The organism is Mesorhizobium sp. AR07, assembly GCF_024746815.1.
Lineage (GTDB): Bacteria > Pseudomonadota > Alphaproteobacteria > Rhizobiales > Rhizobiaceae > Mesorhizobium.
On record NZ_CP080526.1, the window covers coordinates 81,935 to 103,054 of the forward strand.

General features: G+C 60.0%; 21 protein-coding genes and 3 pseudogenes. 16 read left to right on the top strand and 8 right to left on the bottom strand.

Going from position 1 to position 21,120, the window contains the following annotated elements:
* Positions 1-18: 18 nt before the first annotated feature.
* Positions 19-981 carry an NUDIX hydrolase gene (locus tag BPNPMPFG_RS33100; RefSeq protein ID WP_258597433.1) on the bottom strand — a complete coding sequence of 321 codons (963 nt, stop codon included), beginning with the start codon at positions 979-981 and terminating at the stop codon, positions 19-21.
* A 506-nt stretch (positions 982-1,487) separates the two neighbouring features.
* On the opposite strand from BPNPMPFG_RS33100, the gene BPNPMPFG_RS42950 reads away from it, so the two are divergent.
* Positions 1,488-2,087: a cold-shock protein gene (locus BPNPMPFG_RS42950; protein WP_319946017.1), complete on the top strand. Its 600-nt coding sequence runs from the start codon at positions 1,488-1,490 to the stop codon at positions 2,085-2,087.
* Here the strand turns inward: BPNPMPFG_RS42950 and BPNPMPFG_RS33115 are convergent.
* Together BPNPMPFG_RS33115 and BPNPMPFG_RS33120 are read right to left on the bottom strand one after the other, a co-directional pair.
* A complete protein-coding gene (locus BPNPMPFG_RS33115; protein ID WP_258597438.1) occupies positions 2,084-2,428 on the bottom strand; it encodes a hypothetical protein in 345 nt (114 codons plus the stop codon). The genes BPNPMPFG_RS42950 and BPNPMPFG_RS33115 overlap by 4 nt on opposite strands.
* Positions 2,425-3,516: an IS5 family transposase gene (locus tag BPNPMPFG_RS33120; RefSeq protein WP_258597440.1), complete on the bottom strand. Its 1,092-nt coding sequence runs from the start codon at positions 3,514-3,516 to the stop codon at positions 2,425-2,427. Before BPNPMPFG_RS33120 ends, BPNPMPFG_RS33115 begins: the two co-directional genes overlap by 4 nt.
* A 455-nt stretch (positions 3,517-3,971) precedes the next feature.
* Between BPNPMPFG_RS33120 and BPNPMPFG_RS33125 the strand changes: the two genes are divergently transcribed.
* Complete coding sequence (locus tag BPNPMPFG_RS33125) at positions 3,972-4,652, top strand: HAD family hydrolase (RefSeq protein WP_258597443.1); 681 nt, start codon at positions 3,972-3,974, stop codon at positions 4,650-4,652.
* A 690-nt stretch (positions 4,653-5,342) separates the two neighbouring features.
* On the opposite strand, the gene BPNPMPFG_RS33130 is transcribed toward BPNPMPFG_RS33125, so the two are convergent.
* Together BPNPMPFG_RS33130 and BPNPMPFG_RS33135 are read right to left on the bottom strand one after the other, a co-directional pair.
* Positions 5,343-6,377 (bottom strand): sensor domain-containing diguanylate cyclase, encoded by a 1,035-nt coding sequence (locus BPNPMPFG_RS33130; RefSeq protein WP_258597445.1) that lies wholly within the window; start codon positions 6,375-6,377, stop codon positions 5,343-5,345.
* Between the two features lie 85 nt (positions 6,378-6,462).
* Entirely contained in the window at positions 6,463-8,277 is a 1,815-nt protein-coding gene (locus tag BPNPMPFG_RS33135; protein ID WP_258597650.1) for a sensor domain-containing phosphodiesterase, read from the bottom strand.
* On the opposite strand from BPNPMPFG_RS33135, the gene BPNPMPFG_RS33140 reads away from it, so the two are divergent.
* From BPNPMPFG_RS33140 to BPNPMPFG_RS42955, 7 genes and pseudogenes are all read left to right on the top strand, one after another.
* Entirely contained in the window at positions 8,161-8,403 is a 243-nt protein-coding gene (locus BPNPMPFG_RS33140; protein WP_258597701.1) for a hypothetical protein, read from the top strand. The two genes, BPNPMPFG_RS33135 and BPNPMPFG_RS33140, sit on opposite strands and share 117 nt — an antisense overlap.
* Positions 8,404-8,846: 443 nt before the next feature.
* Positions 8,847-9,071 (top strand): annotated as a pseudogene (locus BPNPMPFG_RS33145) (pantoate--beta-alanine ligase); the annotation flags it as partial.
* 125 nt (positions 9,072-9,196) lie between these two features.
* Positions 9,197-9,484 carry a DUF971 domain-containing protein gene (locus tag BPNPMPFG_RS33150; RefSeq protein ID WP_258597447.1) on the top strand — a complete coding sequence of 96 codons (288 nt, stop codon included), beginning with the start codon at positions 9,197-9,199 and terminating at the stop codon, positions 9,482-9,484.
* 9 nt (positions 9,485-9,493) lie between these two features.
* Positions 9,494-11,230, top strand: coding sequence for a fumarate reductase/succinate dehydrogenase flavoprotein subunit (locus tag BPNPMPFG_RS33155; protein ID WP_258597449.1), 1,737 nt, complete (start codon positions 9,494-9,496; stop codon positions 11,228-11,230).
* An 11-nt stretch (positions 11,231-11,241) separates the two neighbouring features.
* Positions 11,242-11,475: a 4Fe-4S dicluster domain-containing protein gene (locus tag BPNPMPFG_RS33160; RefSeq protein ID WP_031256548.1), complete on the top strand. Its 234-nt coding sequence runs from the start codon at positions 11,242-11,244 to the stop codon at positions 11,473-11,475.
* A 1-nt stretch (position 11,476) separates the two neighbouring features.
* Positions 11,477-12,103 carry a HEAT repeat domain-containing protein gene (locus BPNPMPFG_RS33165; protein WP_319946018.1) on the top strand — a complete coding sequence of 209 codons (627 nt, stop codon included), beginning with the start codon at positions 11,477-11,479 and terminating at the stop codon, positions 12,101-12,103.
* On the top strand, positions 12,012-12,434 hold the full coding sequence (locus BPNPMPFG_RS42955; RefSeq protein ID WP_319946019.1) for a HEAT repeat domain-containing protein: 423 nt from the start codon (positions 12,012-12,014) through the stop codon (positions 12,432-12,434). The genes BPNPMPFG_RS33165 and BPNPMPFG_RS42955 overlap by 92 nt, the downstream gene beginning before the upstream one ends.
* Positions 12,435-12,452: 18 nt before the next feature.
* Here BPNPMPFG_RS42955 and BPNPMPFG_RS33170 read toward each other — a convergent pair whose 3' ends face one another.
* Entirely contained in the window at positions 12,453-13,262 is an 810-nt protein-coding gene (locus tag BPNPMPFG_RS33170; RefSeq protein ID WP_258597455.1) for a Crp/Fnr family transcriptional regulator, read from the bottom strand.
* A gap of 323 nt (positions 13,263-13,585) precedes the next feature.
* On the opposite strand from BPNPMPFG_RS33170, the gene BPNPMPFG_RS33175 reads away from it, so the two are divergent.
* The 6 genes and pseudogenes from BPNPMPFG_RS33175 to repC all read left to right on the top strand — a co-directional run.
* Entirely contained in the window at positions 13,586-14,998 is a 1,413-nt protein-coding gene (locus BPNPMPFG_RS33175) for an ABC transporter substrate-binding protein (RefSeq protein ID WP_413776906.1), read from the top strand.
* An 8-nt stretch (positions 14,999-15,006) separates the two neighbouring features.
* Positions 15,007-15,789: an ABC transporter permease gene (locus BPNPMPFG_RS33180; protein WP_258597456.1), complete on the top strand. Its 783-nt coding sequence runs from the start codon at positions 15,007-15,009 to the stop codon at positions 15,787-15,789.
* Positions 15,789-16,619 carry an ABC transporter ATP-binding protein gene (locus BPNPMPFG_RS33185; RefSeq protein WP_258597654.1) on the top strand — a complete coding sequence of 277 codons (831 nt, stop codon included), beginning with the start codon at positions 15,789-15,791 and terminating at the stop codon, positions 16,617-16,619. The genes BPNPMPFG_RS33180 and BPNPMPFG_RS33185 overlap by 1 nt, the downstream gene beginning before the upstream one ends.
* Positions 16,620-16,667: 48 nt before the next feature.
* Positions 16,668-16,847: pseudogene (locus tag BPNPMPFG_RS33190) on the top strand (isopenicillin N synthase family oxygenase); the annotation flags it as partial.
* A gap of 436 nt (positions 16,848-17,283) precedes the next feature.
* Positions 17,284-17,982 carry an IS6 family transposase gene (locus BPNPMPFG_RS33195; RefSeq protein ID WP_258597458.1) on the top strand — a complete coding sequence of 233 codons (699 nt, stop codon included), beginning with the start codon at positions 17,284-17,286 and terminating at the stop codon, positions 17,980-17,982.
* A 54-nt stretch (positions 17,983-18,036) separates the two neighbouring features.
* Positions 18,037-18,162, top strand: a pseudogene (repC, locus tag BPNPMPFG_RS33200) (replication initiation protein RepC); the annotation flags it as partial.
* Positions 18,163-18,610: 448 nt separating this feature from the next.
* Here repC and BPNPMPFG_RS33205 read toward each other — a convergent pair.
* Both BPNPMPFG_RS33205 and BPNPMPFG_RS33210 read right to left on the bottom strand, forming a co-directional pair.
* On the bottom strand, positions 18,611-18,829 hold the full coding sequence (locus BPNPMPFG_RS33205; protein ID WP_258597460.1) for a hypothetical protein: 219 nt from the start codon (positions 18,827-18,829) through the stop codon (positions 18,611-18,613).
* 190 nt (positions 18,830-19,019) lie between these two features.
* Complete coding sequence (locus BPNPMPFG_RS33210; protein WP_258597462.1) at positions 19,020-19,262, bottom strand: DUF982 domain-containing protein; 243 nt, start codon at positions 19,260-19,262, stop codon at positions 19,020-19,022.
* A gap of 420 nt (positions 19,263-19,682) precedes the next feature.
* On the opposite strand from BPNPMPFG_RS33210, the gene BPNPMPFG_RS33215 reads away from it, so the two are divergent.
* Entirely contained in the window at positions 19,683-20,879 is a 1,197-nt protein-coding gene (locus BPNPMPFG_RS33215) for a DUF932 domain-containing protein (RefSeq protein WP_258597464.1), read from the top strand.
* Positions 20,880-21,120 lie beyond the last annotated feature (241 nt).

Consider the following 21,120-nt stretch of genomic DNA (forward strand, 5'->3'; position numbering starts at 1 on the left):
TTGTGACTATAAGAGATGTCAAGCCCTCGTAAGCGGCAATTTTGTCCCGGCCACCGGCCTCTCATCGAGAATGTCGTGGCGGAAGCGGTAGAGCTGCGCCGGCCGGCCGCCGGTCTCAGTGGTCGTCTCCCCGGTTTTCTCCACCAGCTCCTGCTGCTCTATGAGCCGGCGAAAATTCGGCTTGTTGATGAGCCTGCCGGAGAGCGCTTCCACGGTTCGCTGCAGCTGCAGAAGCGTAAAGAGCGGCGGCATCAGCTCGAACACGACGGGCCGGTATTTGATCTTGGAGCGCAGCCGCGCAATAGCCGTTGCCAGGATGCGGCGGTGATCGGCGATCATCGATTTGCCCACTACCGGAGTAGGTGCGGCTGAAGGTCTACCGCGTATCGCTTCCTCCACAAGCGCCGCCTCATAGAGTAGTTCATAACGCTGCAGCGCGAACTCTTCGTTCCATGACCGGTCGTCGAAGCCGAAGGCAACAGCCGCGCGCCGCCGGCGATCAAGCCGTACTGCTGCGTCGCCAGCGCTATCCGCCCATTCCCTCAGGCGCGGTCGCAAATCTTGCAGCACTGCCGCCGGCGCGCCAGAGCGGTGATCCTCCCATGGAAAATAGTCGTACCAGCTTGCCCAGGATCGCCTGGCTGCGGCGCCCGCATCTTCGATCTGCGTAAGTGCGAGATAGCTGATCGAGATTACGCGCTCTTCGGCGCCGATCCGGTCGCGATCGGCGAAGGTGTAGAGCTGTTCGATATAGCCGAGCGGGTGGCCGGTTTGTTGTTCCACCCATCCCCTGAGGCCCGACTGCAGCGAACGATGAGCAAGCTCGAATGGCCCCGAGGGCAGCGCGGCTTCCTGTCCAACGGTGAGAACACAAGGTCCACCACCGTTCATTGCCACAACGACGGCGATCAGGTCGGCTTTGACGTCGTTGGCCTTAACCGCGGCCTTGCCTTTCCTGATGCCTTTTGCGCGATCGTCCATGGTCCCCGAAGTGGTTGGGCAGAGCTTTGCCGCGTAGGCGGCTGAATCGATTTAATTTGGTTTTGTCTGATAATTGTCGGCGCGTCAACACCAAGCGGGGTCGCGATTTTAGCTCCTCGCCGCTGCACAAAAATGTGCCAAACGCGACACCCATGGGTGGTAACGTTGGGGAACGAGGCAACCATTGAGCGCGGTTGCCAACTCCAAGGCAATCACACGGCCGGATGTACACGCCGATTTCAAAGCGCGTCGATCGACATTGCGACATTCTTCTCCAGTTCGCCCGCGCCGCCATCAACGCACTCGAACTCCAGCACAGCCTAATGCGAGTCAATAAATCGACGCGCCGGCACTATTGTTTCTGGTGAAATGAATCTAGTTTCAAAGGGTTCGACCGATAGGCCGAGCACAGCTGCGGCCATCACGGCCATTTGACATAATCGCGTCGCCCGATTGAGATTATCTTGACGGTAGCGTAGTTCGCCATCCTGCCAGTCGAGATGATCATGGGCAAATATCGAGACCATCGCGAGCCACGCGGGCATCGCCATGACGATGACCCCGTTTCGTTTTCGGAACGGACCTCCGAGCCAAGCTACTTTCAGCGCCCGGCGCCCGTCACCGCACACCCTGTCGACGCCGAGGTATTGTGGTTCACAGTCAGCAAGGGTTTTGGCTTCGTCAAACTGTCGGACGGCAGGGAGGCCTATCTGCACGTCCGAGTGCTAGAGGCGGCCGGAAGCCGGGATGTGGCCGAGGGGACGCATCTCAAGGTCACCGTCGAAAAAAGTCCGAAAGGTCATCAAGTCGCGCAGGTGCTGGAGATCGGCGATCAGATCGCGAAAACTCCGTCACATAAGCTCGCCGCTGGAGGGACTATCGCCGAGACGGGTGCGGAGCTGGAGAGCGCGGGCACGGTCAAGTGGTACAAACCCGAAAAGGGTTTTGGCTTCATTGCTCCTGACAACGGTGAGAAGGACGTCTTCGTTCATGCCAGCACCCTGGCCCGCTCAGGGCTCAGCGTGCTGGTGGAGGGACAGAAGGTGTTTGTCGAATGCGGGCAAGGCAAGAAAGGCTTGGAAGTCCGGAGCATTCGCCTCGCCTAGCAGGCTGTTGAAGAAGTATCTCGTTTGGCTTTGAGGATCGCCTCGTCACCGTTGTGATAGGTGAAGGTGATCGTGATCGAGCCGTCTTCAAGCATTTCGGCGGAGCCGTCGCCGGTGACTTCGTCCAACTCGTCGCAGCCGGCCCATGTGAAGAAGACCATCGAGGGACTATAGCTGAGATTGAGGCCGACTTGCAGGGCGCCAAAGGCGATCTCGCCGTTGTTGTCGGTCCCGATGGTCATGATGGCGGGTCCGCCGAGGTCGAGATAGCCTCGATCCCACAGATCGGCCCCGACGATTCGCCAGCGACCGATCAACTGACAACCCGCCGGCGCTGTCATGCCGGCACCGCCATAAGCTTCGGCAGCCGCACCAGATTGTATGCGGCAGCGCTGAAGGTGAAGGCCCACCCGACACGGTCGCGGCCGCGCAACTTGGTCTTATTCTGCCCGGCGACCGTCTTGATCCAGCCGAATGCCTCTTCGATGCGCTTCCTGATCCGCTGGCTGACGGCATAGCCGCCGTGCCGCGTCGTGCGCCCGTCGATCGCCGAACGACGGCCGTTCGTGTTCTGCGCGACATGTGGCGTCACCTTCATCGAGCGCAGTTCGTTGACGAAGTCTTCCGCGTCGTATGCCTTGTCGGCGCCGAGCGTGATCGCAGCCGACCGATCCGCACGAGGTTCGATCATATGGAGTGCCGCCACCCGCTCGGCATGCCCGTCGGCAAACGTCAGGCAGGCGTCGACCAGAAGGCCATGGCGGTTCTCCATCAGCCCGTGCCCCATGAAGCACAGCTTCGCCTCCTTGCCTCTTCCTTTGCGGTAGAGCCTAGCGTCGGGGTCGGTGGTCGAGGCATGGGTCTCGTTCGATCGCCTCTCGCCGTGGAAGTCCGCTTCCGCATTGCGTCCGCCGCCTTCTGCCGGCGGTTCGCCCGAGCTGTCCTTCGGCTTGACGCTCTTCATCGACGCCCAGGCCTCGATCAGCGTGCCGTCGACCGAGAAGTGGTCCGTGGACAGAAGCTTCTTCACCTTGGGCTGCGCCAGCACGGCAGCCAGGAACTTCGCCGCGATGTCGCCCTCCAGCAGCCGGTCGCGGTTCTTCGAGAATACCGAATGGTCCCAGGCAGCAGCATCAACGCCGATGCCGACGAACCAGAGGAACAGAAGATCGTATTCCAGCCGCTCCATCAAAAGCCGTTCCGAGCGGATCGAATAGAACGCCTGCAACAGCATCGCCCGCAGCAGCTTCTCCGGTGGGATCGACGGCCGCCCGATCGGCGAGTACAGCGCCGCGAACTCCCGCTCCAGTGCCGAAAGCGCATCGTTCACAATCGCCCGAATACGGCGTAACGGATGATCGCGCCGCACCCGCGCCTCAAGGTCTACATAGCTGAACAACTCGCCCGTCTGTCCGTCACCGCCACGCACGATTCACTCCCACCTCTTCGTGGCAGAGTGAATCACGAACATGAGACCGTCGCGAGCCCCTTTTTCAACAGCCTGCTAGACGGCGCATTGCCCACGGCCCGTACGCAGATATTGCAACGACACGGTTTACGGGCCGGTCGTATTATGAGTACAGGATTTGACCGATATGCCCGAGATCAGTCGGACGGGTTGGCCCTCAACTTCTGTCTCAGAAAAATCCGACACTTGTCGAGCATGTTCGACGAAGTTGCAGGGGTGCACGGGCTCGGCCATCGCGCCGGCTAGCATTCAGTGCGGGTCCATGAGGGAACGGTTAGCCTGCCCGCCTCAAATCCTGCTGTCGCGCCCTAGTGGTGAAAGCCTGACGCTTGGTACCCGACGCGTAGGGCAGCTCAGGGTGGAAAGCGGCCGCTTATTCCTATAGCGAGGAGATGACCTAAACCGGACTGCTCTCGATGAAGCTCATTATCTTCGACTGTGACGGCGTGCTTGTGAACAGTGAGGAGATCTATCTCGCCGCCGAACTTGAGTTCCTAGCGTCCATCGGAGTCATTTTCGAACGTGGCTCCTACACGCAAGCATTCATGGGGTTATCCCCGGCGATGTGGAAGACAAAGCTCCAGTCAACAGTCGAGCAGAAGAGCGGGGGGACCCTCCCTCCCGACTTCTTTGAGCGACTAGATGAACTTACGTCTGCTCGAATGGACAAGCATCTGGCGGCCTTACCAGAGGCTCGGCTGACGATTAGCGGTATAACGGCGCTCAGGTGCGTCGCATCGAGCACGCCTTCCGCGCGGCTGCATTGGAAACTGCAGCATACCGGCCTGATCAGCCTCTTCGATCCTCATATCTTCTCGTCAGACATGGTCAGGAACGGGAAACCTGCGCCCGACCTCTTTCTCCATGCCGCCGCCGCCATGGGCGCGCACCCCGACGAATGCGTGGTTGTCGAGGATAGCGTCAATGGCGTCATGGCGGGTAAGGCAGCCGGTATGCACGTCATCGGTTTCACCGCTGGCGGTCACTGCGGCGGCAATCATGGGGATAGTTTGTTGATGTCCGGTGCAGACACAATCGTTTGCAAGTATGGGGATCTAGTCGCCGCATTAAACGGGTTGGGCACAATGACTGCCTAGGGGCGCCCCCGCGCGAACGGCAGCTATGGGTCGGATCTTGCCCGTCATCGCGGGTACCAAGTGTCAGGCTTTCACCACTAGCTGCTATGAGCAGGCAAGTCTGGTCGCTTAGTCCGGTCTGGAAAAGGCGCACGAGGTCAGAGGCAACATTTTCGGCTTCTGGTGACCCCGGCTGGATATGGCTCTCTTGGCAAAGAAAACCGACTTCAGGCTTTCCAAATCACTTGGATAGAGGGCTGGGTCAAGGTTGAGACGATCAATCATCCGGGCCTCCTGCGGGCTGAGATCTTGAACGACACAAAGGCGGCGGCGGAGAGACCCGCCGACAGGCGAAGATGACTCCGCCGAAAGTGCTTGTCATCAAAAAAAGTTACTGACGGCTCGGCACATTCTTGACAACGAGGCAGGACCATATTCCTATCATGTTTTTGGCCGGAGACAGCAATGCCTGCCAGCCGCAAACGCATCCAAACCGATGCCTATCTGGACCGCTTTTGGCCCTATTACGCCGCTGTTGCGAGACGGCCTACAAACCCGCCCACAGCCGGGCTGCGTCAATGGCAACCGGGTGACCGCAGCGTGCAGAGGGCAGAGGGCATATCTGCCGCGCTCGAGGTTTGCTTCTGGCCCAGGCCAACGAAATCGGGACCTTCTGGCTGAGTCGGTGCGCGGGGCTGTAGCGTCTTTTGATCAGACCGCGTCGGGACCTTCCGATGCGAGGAGCAGTGCAACTTCGACGCGGTTTCGGCCTTTGTGCTTGGTCTTGTAAAGGGCGGTGTCGGCGGCGAGAAGCAGGCCTTCCGGCATCCTGATCGTCCCGCCCGATCGTGACAGTGCGGTCGCAGAACCAATGCTTACGGTGACGTGTCCGCCGCCTTCCGGATTGTCGTCATGAGGCAGGCCGAGGTTTTCGATTGCGATCCTCAGCCGCTCCGCTATTTCAAGTGCTCCCTCGCTGTCGGTATCAGGCAAGATGACGGCGAGTTCTTCCCCGCCGTATCGCGACGCCAAATCCCCTGGACGATGAAGCACGTCTCTCATAACGGCAGCGACGGCACGAAGACAATCATCGCCTACCTGATGACCGTATTTGTCATTAAAGCCTTTGAAACGATCGATATCGAGCAACAGCAAGGACATCTGTCCAGCGCTGCCAACGGTGCGCCGCCATTCCCTGTCCAAGGTCTCATCGAAGGCTCGGCGGTTGGCCAGGCCGGTCAGCCCGTCCGTCATCGCAAGCGAGCGGAGTTGCTCTTCGAGCCGTTTGCGGTCTGTTATATCTCTCATGATCAGGACGAAGTCGCCTGGAACGCCAGTTAGCGGATCACGGACGATACGCGCCTTGCTCTCCACCCAAATAGTTTTCCCATCCTTCCGCCGGATCTCGATCGCAAGCGGCTCGCCTTCATCTGCTCCGGCAAGCAAGAGCGCGGCTGCCGCAGCGATGTTTTGAAGATGCTCGGGCGGAACGAACTCCTCCGGACCATGCCCCACCATTTCCTCCGGAAGCCATCCCAGAAGTCGGGTGCATGACGGTGAAACGTAGCGTGCCTTCGTGTCCGGCCCGAGTTGCATGATGACGTCACCGCTGTTCTCAGTGAGCATCCGGAAATTCGTTTCCTCCGGGAGAATGTCCGAACGGATAGCCTGGCCTGCCGATGACTGCCCCGACCCGGTGCGACCAAAAGCCTTGCGAATAAGCTGTGACGCGGATGGCATGCGCATATTTGTCTCCTCTTCGGACATTCTCTGCGAGGCGCCGCAGCATTCTGTATCGCCTGTTCAAGCCGCCCCCAGGGGGGGATTTCTGTCAGGCGATCAGATCGATTGGGTTCGCTATGTCGCTCGCTACCCTGGTCTCCTCAGCAGTTGGTCGCCCGAACCGCTTCAAAAGGCCTTTCGCTATCTGACGTGGTACCGCTTGCGAAAACAGATATCCCTGACCGAGTTGACACCCGATCTCCGCAAGTAAGACGGCCTGGTTTTCGTTCTCGATGCCTTCGGCGATGACCTGGATGTCGAGCTTGCGAGCGATGCCGACCAAGCCCTCGACGATCGCCAGGCTCGGATCTCCCTGGACGAGGCGATCAATGAAGGATTCGTCGATCTTGATGATATCGACCGGCACCGTCAGCAAATGGGTGAGCGAAGCGAAGCCGGTTCCGAAATCATCGAGTGCGACACGCAGGCCATGGGCCCGCAACGCCTTGATCTCTCGAGCGACGACCGGATCGCGCTGCCCGAGATAGACCGACTCCGTGACCTCCAAAATGATGTGCTTCAACGGAACGTTCTCGCGGCCGAACGCGGCTTCGAGACGCGCGTAAAGCGTGCCGCTGTGGAAATCGGCTGAGGTAATGTTAATACCGACATGCTGCAACGGAATACCTTGATCCAGCCACGAGCGCGCGTCCGCTGCGACGATCGCCATCATGCGTTCCGTCAGATTCGAGGCGACGCTGACATCGGAGGTTGCCTGGTGAAAAGCGGCGGCGGAAACGATCTCTCCATCCGGCTTGCGAAGGCGGCAGAGGGCCTCCATGCCGATGATCTCGCGGGTGTCGAGCCGCAGGATCGGCTGATAGAACGCGTCGATCCGGCCTTCGCGCAAAGCCACGTCAACATCGCGTATCACCTCGATCCGGGTCTTGATTGCGCTGCCGATTCCCGGCGAGTACAGCACGAAGCCACCTCGCGAAGTTTCCTTGGCGTGGTAGAGCGCGAAATCGGCGTTTTGGCGCACGCTTTTCGCATCGACGTCCCCCGCCGACAGCACTGCGCCGCCGATCGTAGCCTGTGCCAGGATCATGTGCCCGTCGCAGTCGGCGGGCACAGCCAGAGTGTCGAGTATATGACGCGCCGTGCTCTCAATGCCGGCGGGCGCTCCGGCTCTCTGAAGGATGACGACGAACTCGTCGCCGCCCATGCGGAACACACGGTCAGGCGCTGCGCTTTCGGCGAGACGTGACCCCACCGCCTGTAGCAAAGCATCGCCGGCGGCATGGCCGAAGGTGTCGTTGATGGTCTTCAGGTTGTCGAGGTCGATGATCAGGACCGCCCAGGCGCTCGGTTGGCCAAAGGACAGCCGCTCCAGGGCGACGTCCAAACTCGCCCGGTTCGGCAGGTTGGTGAGGGCATCGATATAGGCGCCGTGCTCTCGCTCGACGACCCGCCGGTGACGCTCAAGCGCGATGGCGCACAGAGAGGTACAAGAGGCGACAACCTTCTCCTCGCGAGGGGTGGGGCCGCGTTTCTCCGGAAAGTACAGGGCAAAGGTGCCGAGCACAGCGCCCTCTGCATCGCAGATCGGGCTCGACCAGCAGGCCTTCAGGCCCAGCGCCAGGACCGGCTCCTTGAAGCCGATCCAGCGCGGGTCGGTCGCGATGTCCTTCACAGCCACGGCTTTTCCGAGATAGGCCGCACTGCCGCAGGAGCCCACAAGCGGACCGATCATCAGGCCTTCGAGAAGAGCCATATATTCATTCGGGAAGCTGGACCCTGGGAGGGGATGCAACAAGCCGTTGCCGTCAACGCGCAGGACGGAACACCGGACGCCCGGCAACAGTTTCTCGATCCGGTGGCAAAGACGGTCCGTCGTCGCTTCGAGCGTTTCGCCCCTGGCGATCATTTCGAGGATATTGTTCTGGAGATGCAGCACGTTAACCGCCAATACGTGTGCCAAATACCCTGTAGCATTCCTGGTGAAATCACCCTGATAAGGCGCAGTGCACAAGGTGACAGTGTCAGGTAATTCTTTATAAGTGTTATCTTTCGCCTCTGAAAAGCCGGGGCAGGACGCATTGATCAGAGCCAGAAGATAATGGCTGCTGCGATGCAGATGTCCTTTTCGGTGAGGCCGTGCTTTTCGAGGACGCGGTCAGTGGCGATCTGCAAATTGGTACCGCGGAACTGCTCTACCGGGGGGCACCGCGATATACAGCGCATCGTGGCTGCCGACTGAGGCCAGATATTTCGTCTGCAAGCCGCGCGAGCGGCCGACGATGGAAGGCAGGTCGCCGAGGCCAGCGGCAAAGTCGAGCTGTGAGGCGGCGAGCGACTCGTTGATCGGGCCGGCGCCGCGGAAGAAGGTCCAGGTGGAACGGAGATATCCCTCTTAGGGCCTAGATGTCGACAGCGGCGTCAACGTCACGATAGGCCTTCATTCGTGCGGACGTTGCCGGACCATGGAACGGCTCCGACCGGGTGATCGTCACGCTCTTCATCAATGCGAAGCAGTTCAACAGGCAGGCCGATCTCACCGCGCATCCGCGCACCGAGGACGAGGATGCCGCCAAGCTGGCGCCGCTTGGCGCGCACCTGCTTTATGCGCCGGATGGCATCGAGATATACCTGGAAGGATTGGCCACCACTGTTGCTGTGAACGGTGTCAGCGAAGGGCTGTGCGGCGCGTTCCGTCCGAGATTGGAACAGCTCTGTTCCGACCCGATTTATCCCGGTTTCAAAAAGCATGCTGGCCGCAGGCAATTTATTGCGTGTCCATGTTCCGCTGTTCCCTAGGATGGGGCGAACCATCAGGGAACGCCATGATACCTCTTGAGCTCAAGGTCACTGCCTCGCGCAGGCTTCTGTCCGTTACATGGGATGACGGTGCGGTCTCGCTCATCCCGGCGTCCATGCTGCGGGCACGCAGCCGCGCGGCACAGCAGGTGCGGGCGGACATCGAGGGTTACGAACACTCGTTCGAGACCGTCACCGTGACGAGCGCAGAGGCGATCGGTTCCTATGCCATACGCCTGGTTTTCTCCGACGGTCATGACAGGGGCATCTATCCCTGGAGCTATCTGCGCGAAATCGCCGATTCTGCGGCGTGAGGAACGAGAATGGATAATTTTGTCGAAGGGCTGTCGGAAGTCACCTGCGATGTGCTGGTGATCGGCGGCGGCACAGCCGGACCGATGGCGGCGCTCAAGGCGAAGCAGAAAAATCCCGCTCTGAATGTCGTCCTGCTCGAAAAGGCCAATGTGAAGCGTTCCGGAGCTATCTGCATGGGCATGGACGGGCTGAACAACGCCGTCGTCCCGGGATATGCGACACCCGAGCAATACACCAAGGAGATCACGATCGCCAATGACGGCATTGTCGATCAGGCGCCGGTCTTCAAATATGCCTCGCGCTGCTATGACATCATCCAGGAACTTGACCGTTTCGGCATCCGTTTCCAGAAGAACGCCAATGGCGATTTCGACCTGAAGAAGGTCCACCATCTCGGAACCTATGTGCTGCCGATGCCGAATGGCGATACCGTCAAGAAGGCGCTCTACCGGCAGATCAAGCGCGAAAGGATATTGGTCTCCAACCGCTTCATGGCAACGCGCCTGTTGACCGCCAGCGACGGCAGGATCGCGGGCGCCATTGCGGTGAACACGCGCACGGCTGAATTCCTCGTGCTGCGTGCCAAGACCGTGATCCTGTGCATGGGGGCGGCGGGCCGGCTCGGATTGCCGCATTCCGGCTACCTCTTCGGGACCTATGAGAATCCGACCAATTCCGGGGACGGCTATGCCATGGCCTATCATGCGGGCGCCGCGCTCGCGAATCTCGAATGCTATCAGATCAATCCGCTGATCAAGGACTATAACGGTCCGGCTTGCGCTTACGTTGCCGGTCCGTTCGGAGCCTATACCGCCAACAGTGAGGGCAATCGCTTCATCGAAAGCGACTACTGGTCGGGACAGATGATGCAGGAATTCTACAACGAACTACAGTCGGGCAAGGGGCCAGTGTTCCTGAAGCTCAACCACCTTCATGCCGACACGGTCGGCGAGATCGAAGAGATCCTGCACAAGGTCGAGCGCCCGTCGCGTGGCAGGTTCCATCAGGCGCGGGGCACCGATTACCGCGAAAAGATGATCGAAATGCACATTTCCGAAATCGGCTTCTGTTCGGGTCACAGCGCGTCGGGCGTTTTCGTCGATGAATTCGCCCGGACCACGGTGCCGGGCCTGTACGCCGCGGGCGACATGGCGAGCGTGCCCCACAACTATATGCTCGGCGCCTTCACCAATGGAGCCGTCGCCGGCGAGCACGCTGCCGAAGTCGCGCTGGAAACCAACCTTCCGGATTTCGACAGCGAGTTTGTCCGGGCGGAGCGCGAGCGGGTGTTGGCACCGACGCGGCGCGAGGACGGCATCCCGCCCAACCAGCTGGAATACAAGGCCCGGCGGCTGGTCAACGACTATCTGCAGCCGCCCAAGGTGACGGCCAGGATGCAGATCGGGCAGGCGCGGCTCGCCGAGGTCAGGGATGATCTCGAAACCGCCCTTGTCGCACGCGACGCGCATGAACTGATGCGTTCGCTCGAAGTGTCGTCCATTCTCGACTGCGCCGACATGGCCGCGCATGCCTCGCTCTTCCGCACGGAGAGCCGCTGGGGACTCTATCACAACCGCGTCGATTACCCCAAAAAGGATGACGACAACTGGTTCTGCCATACGCTTCTGCGCAAGGTCGACGGCCGCTTGGTTTCTGAGAAGCGGCCAATCCAACCCTACATCGTTCCGATCGAGAACGAGGAGCGCACAGCCTATGACCGTCTGCGCGTTTCCAATCAAGCCTGACGGGGAAAACCATGCCGCTTGCGCTTTCACCCACAACCGTTCCCGTCGTCGTGGACGAGGCAAAATGCATCGCCGACAAGGGCTGCACGGTCTGCGTCGATGTCTGCCCACTGGATGTCCTGCGCATCAGCGATCTCACTGGCAAAGCCTATATGAAATTCGACGAGTGCTGGTACTGCATGCCGTGCGAGAAGGATTGTCCGACCGGCGCTGTAACCGTCAACATCCCCTATCTGTTGCGCTGACATGACTGCTTTCGATCCCTTCGAAGATTTTGGCGACATCGAGGAAATCGGCGAGCGTCTGAACGATGCTGACGCGGCCGTGCGACGGCTTGCCGTGATCGACCTTGCCGAGACGGCGAGCGCGGATGTGCTGCCGCATCTCCTGACCGCAGTTGCCGACCCCGACGCGACAGTGCGTTTGCAGCTGGCGATCGCATTGTCCGAGTTCGACGCCGTTGAGGCGGCTGCGGGCCTTGCCCGCCTAGTGGCGGATCAGGAGTTGACGGTGGCCCAGGCGGCCGCCGATAGCCTTGCTGAACTGAAGGATCCGGCGGCAGCTGAATCCATTCTGCCGCTCGTCAGTCACGGGCGAGCCTTCGTCCGGGCTGCGGGTTTTCGCGGGTTGAAAGCGTTGCGTTCGCGTGGGGCACTCGGCCCCGCTCTGGCCGCGATGCGGGATGAAGATGCCAATGTGCGTGAACAGGCGCTCGGCGTCATTGCCTATCTCAAGCTGGAAGAGACCTTGCCGTCCCTCATCGCCGCGACGCGCGATGCCGATGCCACCGTTTCGGTCCGTTGCGGTCAACGCCTTGTCCTTCACGAGCCACCCCGCCGCAGCGGCAGCCGTGACGGCTGCCCTCGACGATGAGAACTGGCAGGTGCGGGCCGCGGCCGCCGAATCGCTCGGCCGCATCCGCCAGACCTCGGCCGTCGACGGACTGACCGCCGGCCTTTCCGACGAATACTGGCAGGTTCGGCAAAAATGCCTGAATGCGCTTGGCAAGCTAAAGGCGCAATCGGCGGTACGGCAGATTTCCGAGCTGTTGACGAGCGACATGGCCTCGCTGCGCAAGGAGTCCGCGGCGGCGCTCGGTGAAATCGCTGATCCATCGTCGCGGGATGCTCTCATGGCGCATATCGGCGACGCTGATCCGGACGTACGCAAGACTGTTCGCTGGGCGCTGACGCGGCTGGGTTAGGGAAGCCGAAGCGTGGCCTCACCCCGCCGCGCGCTTCGAAACCATTTCCATCAGCGCGTGCGGGCGTTCGATACGGATATGACGTGGCGTCACCGTTACCAGCCCTTCCTTTTGGAAGCGCTTCATCATCATCGTCACCCATTGGCGGGTGGAGCCGACCATGGCCGCAATCTGGTCATGCGTCACCTTGGCATTGATGACGATTGCCCGTCCGTCGCGCACGCCATGAAGGGTACCGAGGTTCATCAGGAACTGCGCCAGACGTTCGATCACCGAACGCGTGCCGAGCATCTGAGCCATCGCCGAATAGCATCTGCCCTTCGCTGCAAGTCCCTGTAGAAGACAGAGCGCGAAATTCGGAAGCTCGACGACGAGCTTCTTCAACGCATTGGCCGGTATGAACAGCATCCGGCATTCACTCAATGCTTCTCCGGACCAGATATGAATTCCACCGCCGGTCATTTCGGGGCCGCCAATGAAATGCCCCGCTGTCCAGTAGGCGAGGGTGATTTCGCGTCCTGACGGTGCCGTGTAGAAGACGTGAACCTTGCCGCTTTCGATGATGAAAATGCCACCGTGCGTATCGCCCTGGGTGAAGATTGGCTGACCGGTTGCAAAAGCAAGACGTCGGCCATGCGCCCTCAGTTTCGCCCACTCGTCTGATGTCAGGGTATCGAGAAAATGGGCGCCATCGTCGAGCCCTTCCACGCTTTCGCTGAGAAAGAGCGCCCGATCGCCGGGAAGAACGACCTGCTCGGGCAGTTCGAGCACCGGCTCATGTTTCTTACGCTCAGCTTCGAAATCGGTCGAAAGCATCTCGAGGCTCATATCCGGCTCCTTCTGCATCGTGAAACGCGTAAAATATATAAATTCTATAGACAAAAAAGGAATATAATTGCGCCGTTCATGCCTGACTTAGATGATTCTTGTCCCAATTTCGAACGGCGCCAGCGTAACCTTTTGTTTTAGCAAGACGAATTTAATACTGACGGGCATGCCCGGGATCGAAACCGGCTCCGCAACCGCGCAAGTAATTGCTTATGCCTTCAGCCCGTCGGTCACATAAATTCGCGGGACAGCGGGTGGCAAGCGCCACCGGGTCAGCAAATACAGCCGCCGAATGCCGGCAATCAGATCACGAGGTAAAACCCATGAATTTTCGCACACGTTTGGCTGCCCTTGCCCTTATGGCGGCCGGATTCGCTTCTGCCGCGGGTGCCGAAACCATCCGCGTGGCGATCGGCACGCAGGACACCACCATCAATACCGCCACGGGCGGATTGCTAATCCGTGAGTTGAAGCTGCTCGACAAATACCTGCCGCACGACGGCAAGTATAAAGACGTCAGCTATGATATTCAGTGGAAGAACTTCACGAGCGGCGCGCCGATCACCAATGAGCAGATCGCCGGAAAGCTTGATTTCGGCGTGATGGCGGATTTCCCCGGCTCGTTCAACGGTCTCGCCCATATCAAGGCCGGAAGAAGGAGCTTGTTCATCTCAGTGCTGTCGGGCAGCGTGAACGGCAGCGGCAATGGCATTGTCGTGCCGACCGCTTCGCCCATCCAGTCGCTCTCGGACCTCAAGGGCAAGACCATCTCCGTTCCATTCGCATCGACCTCGCACGGCATGCTGCTTCGCGCCATCAAGGCACAGGGCTGGGACGCCGAAAGCGACGTGAAGATCATCACCCAGGCCCCTGAAGTTGCCGGCGCGGCCCTCCAGGCAAACCAGATCGAGGCGCATGCCGATTTTGTCCCATTTGCCGAACTCTTCCCGTGGCGCGGCTTCGCACGCAAGATCTATGACGGATCGCAGGCAAAGACGCCCACTTTCCACGGTGCTCTGGTCGATGCCAACTATGCCGAAAAATATCCCGAGATCGTTGTTGCCTATCTTCGCGCCGCAATCGAGGCCAATCAGTTGATCGCCAAGGAGCCGGAGAAATACAGTGAGCTGATCGCCAAGGTGACAGGCGTCGACGCCGAGGTCGAATACCTGTTCCATGGACCGCTCGGACTTCAGACCCGTGATCTCACCTGGAAGCCGGAATACCGCCAGGCTGTCGCTACTGCGATCGACACCTTGAGGCTCCTGAAAAAGACCGACCAGTCGCTCGACGTGAACAGCTTTGTCGATGACCGGTTCATAAAGGCCGCATTCAAGGCGTCTGGGCTCGACTATGATGTCTCGCTCAAGAACTATGCCCAGCTGCCTTTGAATGCCAAGGATGCTGCCACCGGTGAAGCGATCAGCGATCCCAAGCGCGTTGCTGAGATCTGGGTCCAGGGTGAGCCGCTCGTCCGACACTATGCGTCGCCGCAGAACGCATTCAAGGCGCTCAAGGCCATCGAAGGTGAGGGCAAGCCGGTCCGGGTGTTTTATGCGCAGGACCGTGAAAGCGGCATCAAGCTGCTCGGCAATCAGGCCTGGTTCGTGCGCGCCGACGGCGGCGAAGTCAGCGCCTTCCTTCTGAAGGAAAACGCCGAGAAATGGGCCAGGGATCATGGTGGCAAGGTGCTGGATTTCGCTGCCGCCAAGGCCTCGATCATGGCCAGCAATTGACGCTGGCCATGACGCGTTTCCACCTTGGGCGCTGGTTGCGCCGGGCCGGATCCCTCGCCATCTGCCTCATTCTCTGGCAGATCGCATCGAGCCTCAGACTGAATCTCGGCATTGTCACGTTCGAGAATGTGCCATTGCCCGTGGATGTCGTCTCGGCAGCGTTGGATTTCCTGCGCTCGCCCAAGTTCTTTGCCCATATATCGAGCAGCCTGGAAAGGGTTCTGGCGGGCTTTGGCATCGCCGCCGTGATCGGTATCGGCCTCGGCCTCGTCATCGGTCGCTCGAAGTGGCTTGGTGATTTCCTGCAAGCCCCGATCGAGCTCCTGCGGCCGATCCCGGCCGTCGCCTGGATTCCGCTTGCGGTTCTGATGTTTTCGTCGTCGGAACTCTCGATGATTTTCATCACCTTCACGGGCGCATTGTTTCCGATCCTGCTCAACACCGTCCATGGCGTGGAAAACGTCGATCCAAGGCTGATCGCCTCTGCGCGCAGCCTGGGGAGCACGCGGACCGCGATGCTGTTGGAAGTCATTATTCCAGGCGCGGCGCCGAACATCGTCACGGGCCTGGTCATCGGCATGGGCACGTCCTGGTTTTGTCTCGTCACCGCCGAGATGATCGCCGGCCAGTTCGGTATCGGTTACTACACCTGGGAATCCTACACGCTGCAAAACTATCCTGAAATCATCGTCGGCATGATCCTGATCGGGCTGTTCGGCATGGGAAGCAGCGCCCTCTTGCGAGCGGCAGGGGCGGCACTTCTTCCATGGCACACGAAGGACAGCAAATGATGAACACCCATCAGCGCAGCTTTCGCCCGGCAACGGGTCGTATCGAGGCCAATCATGTTTCGATCCGGCTCGGTCGCGGCAGCAGTGCGTTCGAAGCCGTCAGTGATGCGAGCTTCGAAGTCTCTCCCGGCGAATTCGTCTGTCTTCTGGGGCCATCCGGCTGCGGGAAGTCGACCCTGCTCGGCGCCTTGGCGGGACATATCAAGCCAACTGCCGGCGTCCTTTCGGTCGACGGACAGCCCGTAAAAGACCCCCATCCGGAACGCGGTATCGTTTTCCAGCACCACACGCTCTTTCCGTGGAAGAACGCGCGCGACAACGTCGCTTTCGGCCTCAAGATGCGCGGCGTCAAGCGCCGGCAGCGGCGTCTCGAGGCGGAGAAAATGCTCGAGCTCGTCGGTCTGAACGGCTTTGCTGGGCGCTATCCCGGCCAGCTGTCCGGCGGCATGCAGCAACGCGTCGAGATCGCGCGTGTTCTCGTCAACCAGCCACGGCTGCTGCTGATGGACGAGCCCTTCGGGGCGCTCGATGCCCTGACACGGCTTCGAATGCAGGAATTGTTGCTCGATATCTGGGAGCAATTCCGCAAGACGATCCTATTCGTCACCCATGATATCGACGAAGCCCTGCTGCTCGCCGACCGGATCATCGTCATGCAGGCGCAGCCCGGCCGGATCCACGAGGAAATCACCGTGCCTTTCGAGAGGCCGCGCATGACCGAGATCATCGCCTCGGGCGAGTTCATGCGCCTGAAACAGCATTGCCTGCATCTCCTTCACAGCGACAGGCGAGGGGATACTTTGCCCCGGCTTTCTCCCTTGGGCTTGTGAGTGAGTGTCGAAGCGGTCTCGACAGCCGGTCGAGTATGACGGAAGCGGGTCAATGTGGACCAACTGCTCGAACTGGCATCGAATGGATACCTGCGGGCCACCATGCATCGCGTCGTGACGCCGCGCGGACCGACGAGCGATCCGGACAAACCGTTGTTCCGCGATGTCGGAACCAACGTTCTGAAAAGCTGGCTGCGTTCGCATCCCGCTGTGGCACGCCGGCACTAAGCCGATCTTCTCGAGTCCGGAGCAGCGCGCCGTGAGGCTTGCGGCAATGCGGAGCACGAATTTTTGCCGTCTCGCGCTTTCTTTGGAATGTCATTCGTCGCCAAAGCTCTGAAATAAGATCAAACAGGCAAAATCGTTCGGCGGTTTCCTCCCATTCCGCCGGACGGTGTTCCCCTCTGAAGGTTTTGACCTTCTTTTGGCCGGGCCGCATTCGAGCCCGGCCTTTTTTGTTCGAGGGCTCCTTGTCCAGCGGAACGCGTTTTTCGAGTTCGATGTCGCGGATGGTTGCCGGGCGTGAGGAATGCGATCCTGCGGATGCTGTGCGAGACTGTCGTCAAAGCCGCTTCTTTCCTGCTGCGGGCCGTTCCGGATCTGTTGCAACCTTTTGATTACCAGCGCTGTGGCAAGGAGCCTTCGATCATTTCGGAGGGTTGCAATGTTCAAAGGCCGCCAGTTCGACCAATCCGTGATCCTGCTGTGCGTGCGCTGGTACCTTGCCTACAATCTGAGCCTGCGTGATCTTGAGGAGATGATGGCCGAGCGCGGCATTACGGTCGATCACACGACCATCCACCGCTGGACCGTTCGTTTCTCGCCCTTGTTGCTCGAGCGTTTCAACCGGCGCAAGCGTAGCGTGACCGGCAAATGGCATGTCGACGAGACCTACATCAAGGTCCGCGGCCAGTGGATGTATCTCTATCGCGCCATCGACAGCGTCGGCGACACCGTCGAATTCTATTTCAGCGAGCAGCGCGACCTGCCGGCGGCCAAGCGCTTCTTCATAAAGGCGCTGGAGCGTCATGGCCGACCGGATCGCGTCATCATCGACGGGAGCCAGACCAACCACGAGGCGATCGTTTCCTGCGACACCACAAATCGCTTGCAGGATCGCACCCGGCGCCGGCTGAAGCCGATCCGCATCCGCTGGAGCCAGTATTTGAACAATCGGATCGAGCAGGACCATCGGCGCATCAAGCGCCGGGTCCGGCCGATGCTTGGCTTCAAATCGACGGCCACCGCCTCCACCATCCTTTCCGGCATCGAAATGATCCACATGATGCGCAAGCGACAGGCGAGGTACGCCTTCAATCCGAATCCGTCTCTGGCCGAGCAGTTCGAAATCCTCGCCGCCTGATTGACCTCGCATCAGGCCTCTCTGCGCCCCAATTCAGCCGTTGCAACAAAACCCATCAACTCGGCCGGCGGCTATTTGCGGGTACTGACCGAAAAGGCGACGGCAGGGCAGTTCTCTGTCGGGCCTATGCTGATGGCGGCGCTCAAGGCGAACGGGGCGACGGCGAGGATGACGGGATGACGATCGCCAATCCCGCAGCTTGTCGCTTTGCGCCTAGCTCAAAGCTTCAGCAATCGCATCAGGCAGGCAAGCTTCAGTGCACCAAGAGAACAAGTCTGGTGGCCTACGGCATGTCGTTGAAGTGTAACCTTTGCTGGCCCATATGTGCGGTGCGTCGGATGTTTCCTCCCATTCGTCTGGCGCGTTCCCCTCTGGAGGTTTTGACCTTCATACCTGGCCGGACCAAGGGTCCGGCCTTTTTCTTACGCGCGAGAAACTGGTAACTGGGGCGACGACGTTCGGCCACTGGTTGGGCCACCTCTCTACCAATATCGTCCAATATCGCGTTGCCAGTTCCCCGGTGAACTGAGAACCGTGGTCAGAGCTGTCAAGCCAATGGCTTATCTTCGCCAGCCTGGCAGGCGAAGACGGGTACATGGCCGTTTTCTCGGACTGCCATTCTCTCCGGTCATGCAGGCTTGTCGAAGACCATGGGCAATCCACGTTTAGACGCCATCTCGACGACAAGTTTTTCGATTGCTAGATCGGAAAGGCGGGTCTGCAGTGTCGTACGAATCCGCTTGACCAGTTCGTGCACCGGCAACGGGGCGATATCCTCGGCATCATCGAGAAGCCGACTGACTTCAATCACAACATCAGCATCGATGTGGCTCGGCAAATCTCGCATATTCCATCTCCGATCGAGTTACTTTGCGGTCTTCCTGACCGATGTCGCGTTAAGCAGATGAACGTCGGGTTGTTTCCCGCGATGGCAGGCCTCGATGCTCTGAACAAATCCCGGTCATCACTGTGCTGGCGTGAAGCTCTACTTTTCACAGTCACTTTCGAAGCCATTGAGGCTACTATCAACATGGACCTCAGTCGCTGCGTAGGATGTTCGCTTCCAACGCCGCTGCAACGAAGGCCCGTCTCGCAACCGGCGTTTGAGCTTCACCGCGCAGAACCTGAAGACATGCATCCATAGCCAGTTTTCGCTTCGTCGTCTGATGAGGGAAACTCCGCAGCAGAATCGTCGCTGCGTCGTTCACATCGAATATCACCCGCTCACGGTCCTGCCGGCCAACTTGCACCACCACCGGCCGGACGAACCTGCTCGACATGCAATTACACTCTCAATTCCGACCATGCCACGGTCTTCGCGTATCATGACGTTGGGTCAGTTTATACCGGTATTGGCTAGGGACCGAAGAGAAACTGCAGTTGCTCAATCTCGAGAGAAAGTTGCCTGTCCAATTTCAGCAGGCCGCTACCTGAATCCGGAGGGGCCTCAGCCCTGTTGCGCAAGAAAGCACAGCGGAATTCTGTCGCGTCCGGAAGGTGAAGCTGCGCTTGGTCCCAGGCTCGGGCTTTCCTAAGAAGGCCGCGCCTTCCTTCCCGGTTGCAAGCCTTGAAGAGGCTGCTGCCGCAATGGCGACGCTTCTAGGGGCGCGGGCGCCGGGAGAGAAAGAGGGCGGGCGGGTTGCGGTGGCGGGTAAAGGACCGGGAGAGAGTCTTCCGGCGCCCGCCGAGGAGCGACACTCATGACCCAGATGGAAATTCACACGCCCAAGCGCAACGAGCGTGCCGGTTATAAGGTCGACGTCAGCCGCGGCCAGCGCATCGGCCGCGTGTCGTCAGAATGGTTCAACCGGCCGGCGGACGAGCGATACCTGTCGCTCACCGACCTTCGGAATTCGGTGAAGAGCCGGTCGGAGCGCAGCAAGACCCGCATCGTCGAAAGTGAGCTGATCCGCGTCGAGGCCAGCCGCGACGATCCGGAGCGCCTGAGGCTAATGCTACCCGATGCGCCTGCCCCAGTTGCCCCCACGCATTGGAGTTTTGGCCAACTCGCCAGCCTGGTTGGCGCGCCGGCCACCTATCTGCGTCAGCTTCCGGCTCCGCTGGCGGCGATCAACCTTCAGCATGGTCTCCTCAACCACCGTGCCGAGCAGGTGAAGACGCTGGAAATCGAGAACGGACGCCTCGAGTTGCGTGCGGTAACAGGCCCTGATTACGGCAGAATATTTGACTCAGAACTGGTGGACGCCGTGCAAAAGATCGCCGGCGACGGTACCGGCGACACGCGCTGGAAAGTGCCCGGCGTGCTCGACTGGTCAACGGGAATCTACAATCCGCACGTAGACATCTCCAGCGACACCACGACGCTCTACGCGTCTGATCGCGATATCTTCGTGTTCCTCGTCGACGATCTGAACCCGATCGAGGCCGGGCGGCTGACGAATGGGGAGCCGGATCTCTATTTCCGCGGCTTCTATTGCTGGAATTCCGAAGTCGGAGCCCGCACCCTCGGGATCGCCAGCTTCTATCTGCGCGCGGTTTGTCAGAATCGCAATCTGTGGGGCGTGGAAGATTTCGAGGAAATCACCATCCGCCATTCAAAATACGCGGCCTCCCGTTTCGCGCTGGAAGCCGAGCCGGCCCTGATCCAGTTTGCCGATTCCTCGCCCATGCCGTTCGTCAACGGCATCAAGACGGCTCGGCAACGGATCGTTGCCAGAGACGACGAAGACCGCCAGGGCTTCCTGCGCAAGCGGGGCTTCTCCAAGTCCGAGACCACGAAGATCATCGATACTGTTCTCATGGAGGAAGGCAGACCACCGGAATCGATCTTTGATTTCGTGCAGGGCATCACGCGGGTCGCGCGCGACAAGTCGCATCAGGATGTCCGCCTGGAAATGGAGGGCAAAGCCAAGAAGCTTCTCGATTTCGCCGCCTGATTCGGCGGAGGCCGGCAGCGAAAACTCTCGTCGCCGGCCTCGCCTAGGGGCGGTCTCCATCGATCCCAGCGCGGTCCTCCGAAGCAAGTGGACGGCGCTCTTTTCGTGGGAGAAACCCGTCGACTCCAACATGCTGAAGGCCCCTCCTGCGGCTTGGTCCCGCGTCGAGGTCCGCGAGCCGGGGCCGGGGTCGGCGCCAGACCTGAGGCAGAGGGGGGAGGGGAGGGTTGGTGACGGGCTT

What these genes read in the sequence shown, in the direction of transcription:
- BPNPMPFG_RS33100 (WP_258597433.1), bottom strand. Translation starts at nt 981, where the DNA reads ATGGACGATCGCGCAAAAGGCATCAGGAAAGGCAAGGCCGCGGTTAAG.
- BPNPMPFG_RS42950 (WP_319946017.1), top strand. Translation starts at nt 1,488, where the DNA reads ATGGGCAAATATCGAGACCATCGCGAGCCACGCGGGCATCGCCATGAC.
- BPNPMPFG_RS33115 (WP_258597438.1), bottom strand. Translation starts at nt 2,428, where the DNA reads ATGACAGCGCCGGCGGGTTGTCAGTTGATCGGTCGCTGGCGAATCGTC.
- BPNPMPFG_RS33125 (WP_258597443.1), top strand. Translation starts at nt 3,972, where the DNA reads ATGAAGCTCATTATCTTCGACTGTGACGGCGTGCTTGTGAACAGTGAG.
- BPNPMPFG_RS33130 (WP_258597445.1), bottom strand. Translation starts at nt 6,377, where the DNA reads ATGCGCATGCCATCCGCGTCACAGCTTATTCGCAAGGCTTTTGGTCGC.
- BPNPMPFG_RS33140 (WP_258597701.1), top strand. Translation starts at nt 8,161, where the DNA reads ATGCAACAAGCCGTTGCCGTCAACGCGCAGGACGGAACACCGGACGCC.
- BPNPMPFG_RS33150 (WP_258597447.1), top strand. Translation starts at nt 9,197, where the DNA reads ATGATACCTCTTGAGCTCAAGGTCACTGCCTCGCGCAGGCTTCTGTCC.
- BPNPMPFG_RS33155 (WP_258597449.1), top strand. Translation starts at nt 9,494, where the DNA reads ATGGATAATTTTGTCGAAGGGCTGTCGGAAGTCACCTGCGATGTGCTG.
- BPNPMPFG_RS33160 (WP_031256548.1), top strand. Translation starts at nt 11,242, where the DNA reads ATGCCGCTTGCGCTTTCACCCACAACCGTTCCCGTCGTCGTGGACGAG.
- BPNPMPFG_RS33165 (WP_319946018.1), top strand. Translation starts at nt 11,477, where the DNA reads ATGACTGCTTTCGATCCCTTCGAAGATTTTGGCGACATCGAGGAAATC.
- BPNPMPFG_RS42955 (WP_319946019.1), top strand. Translation starts at nt 12,012, where the DNA reads ATGCCACCGTTTCGGTCCGTTGCGGTCAACGCCTTGTCCTTCACGAGC.
- BPNPMPFG_RS33170 (WP_258597455.1), bottom strand. Translation starts at nt 13,262, where the DNA reads ATGAGCCTCGAGATGCTTTCGACCGATTTCGAAGCTGAGCGTAAGAAA.
- BPNPMPFG_RS33175 (WP_413776906.1), top strand. Translation starts at nt 13,586, where the DNA reads ATGAATTTTCGCACACGTTTGGCTGCCCTTGCCCTTATGGCGGCCGGA.
- BPNPMPFG_RS33180 (WP_258597456.1), top strand. Translation starts at nt 15,007, where the DNA reads ATGACGCGTTTCCACCTTGGGCGCTGGTTGCGCCGGGCCGGATCCCTC.
- BPNPMPFG_RS33185 (WP_258597654.1), top strand. Translation starts at nt 15,789, where the DNA reads ATGAACACCCATCAGCGCAGCTTTCGCCCGGCAACGGGTCGTATCGAG.
- BPNPMPFG_RS33195 (WP_258597458.1), top strand. Translation starts at nt 17,284, where the DNA reads ATGTTCAAAGGCCGCCAGTTCGACCAATCCGTGATCCTGCTGTGCGTG.
- BPNPMPFG_RS33205 (WP_258597460.1), bottom strand. Translation starts at nt 18,829, where the DNA reads ATGCGAGATTTGCCGAGCCACATCGATGCTGATGTTGTGATTGAAGTC.
- BPNPMPFG_RS33210 (WP_258597462.1), bottom strand. Translation starts at nt 19,262, where the DNA reads ATGTCGAGCAGGTTCGTCCGGCCGGTGGTGGTGCAAGTTGGCCGGCAG.
- BPNPMPFG_RS33215 (WP_258597464.1), top strand. Translation starts at nt 19,683, where the DNA reads ATGACCCAGATGGAAATTCACACGCCCAAGCGCAACGAGCGTGCCGGT.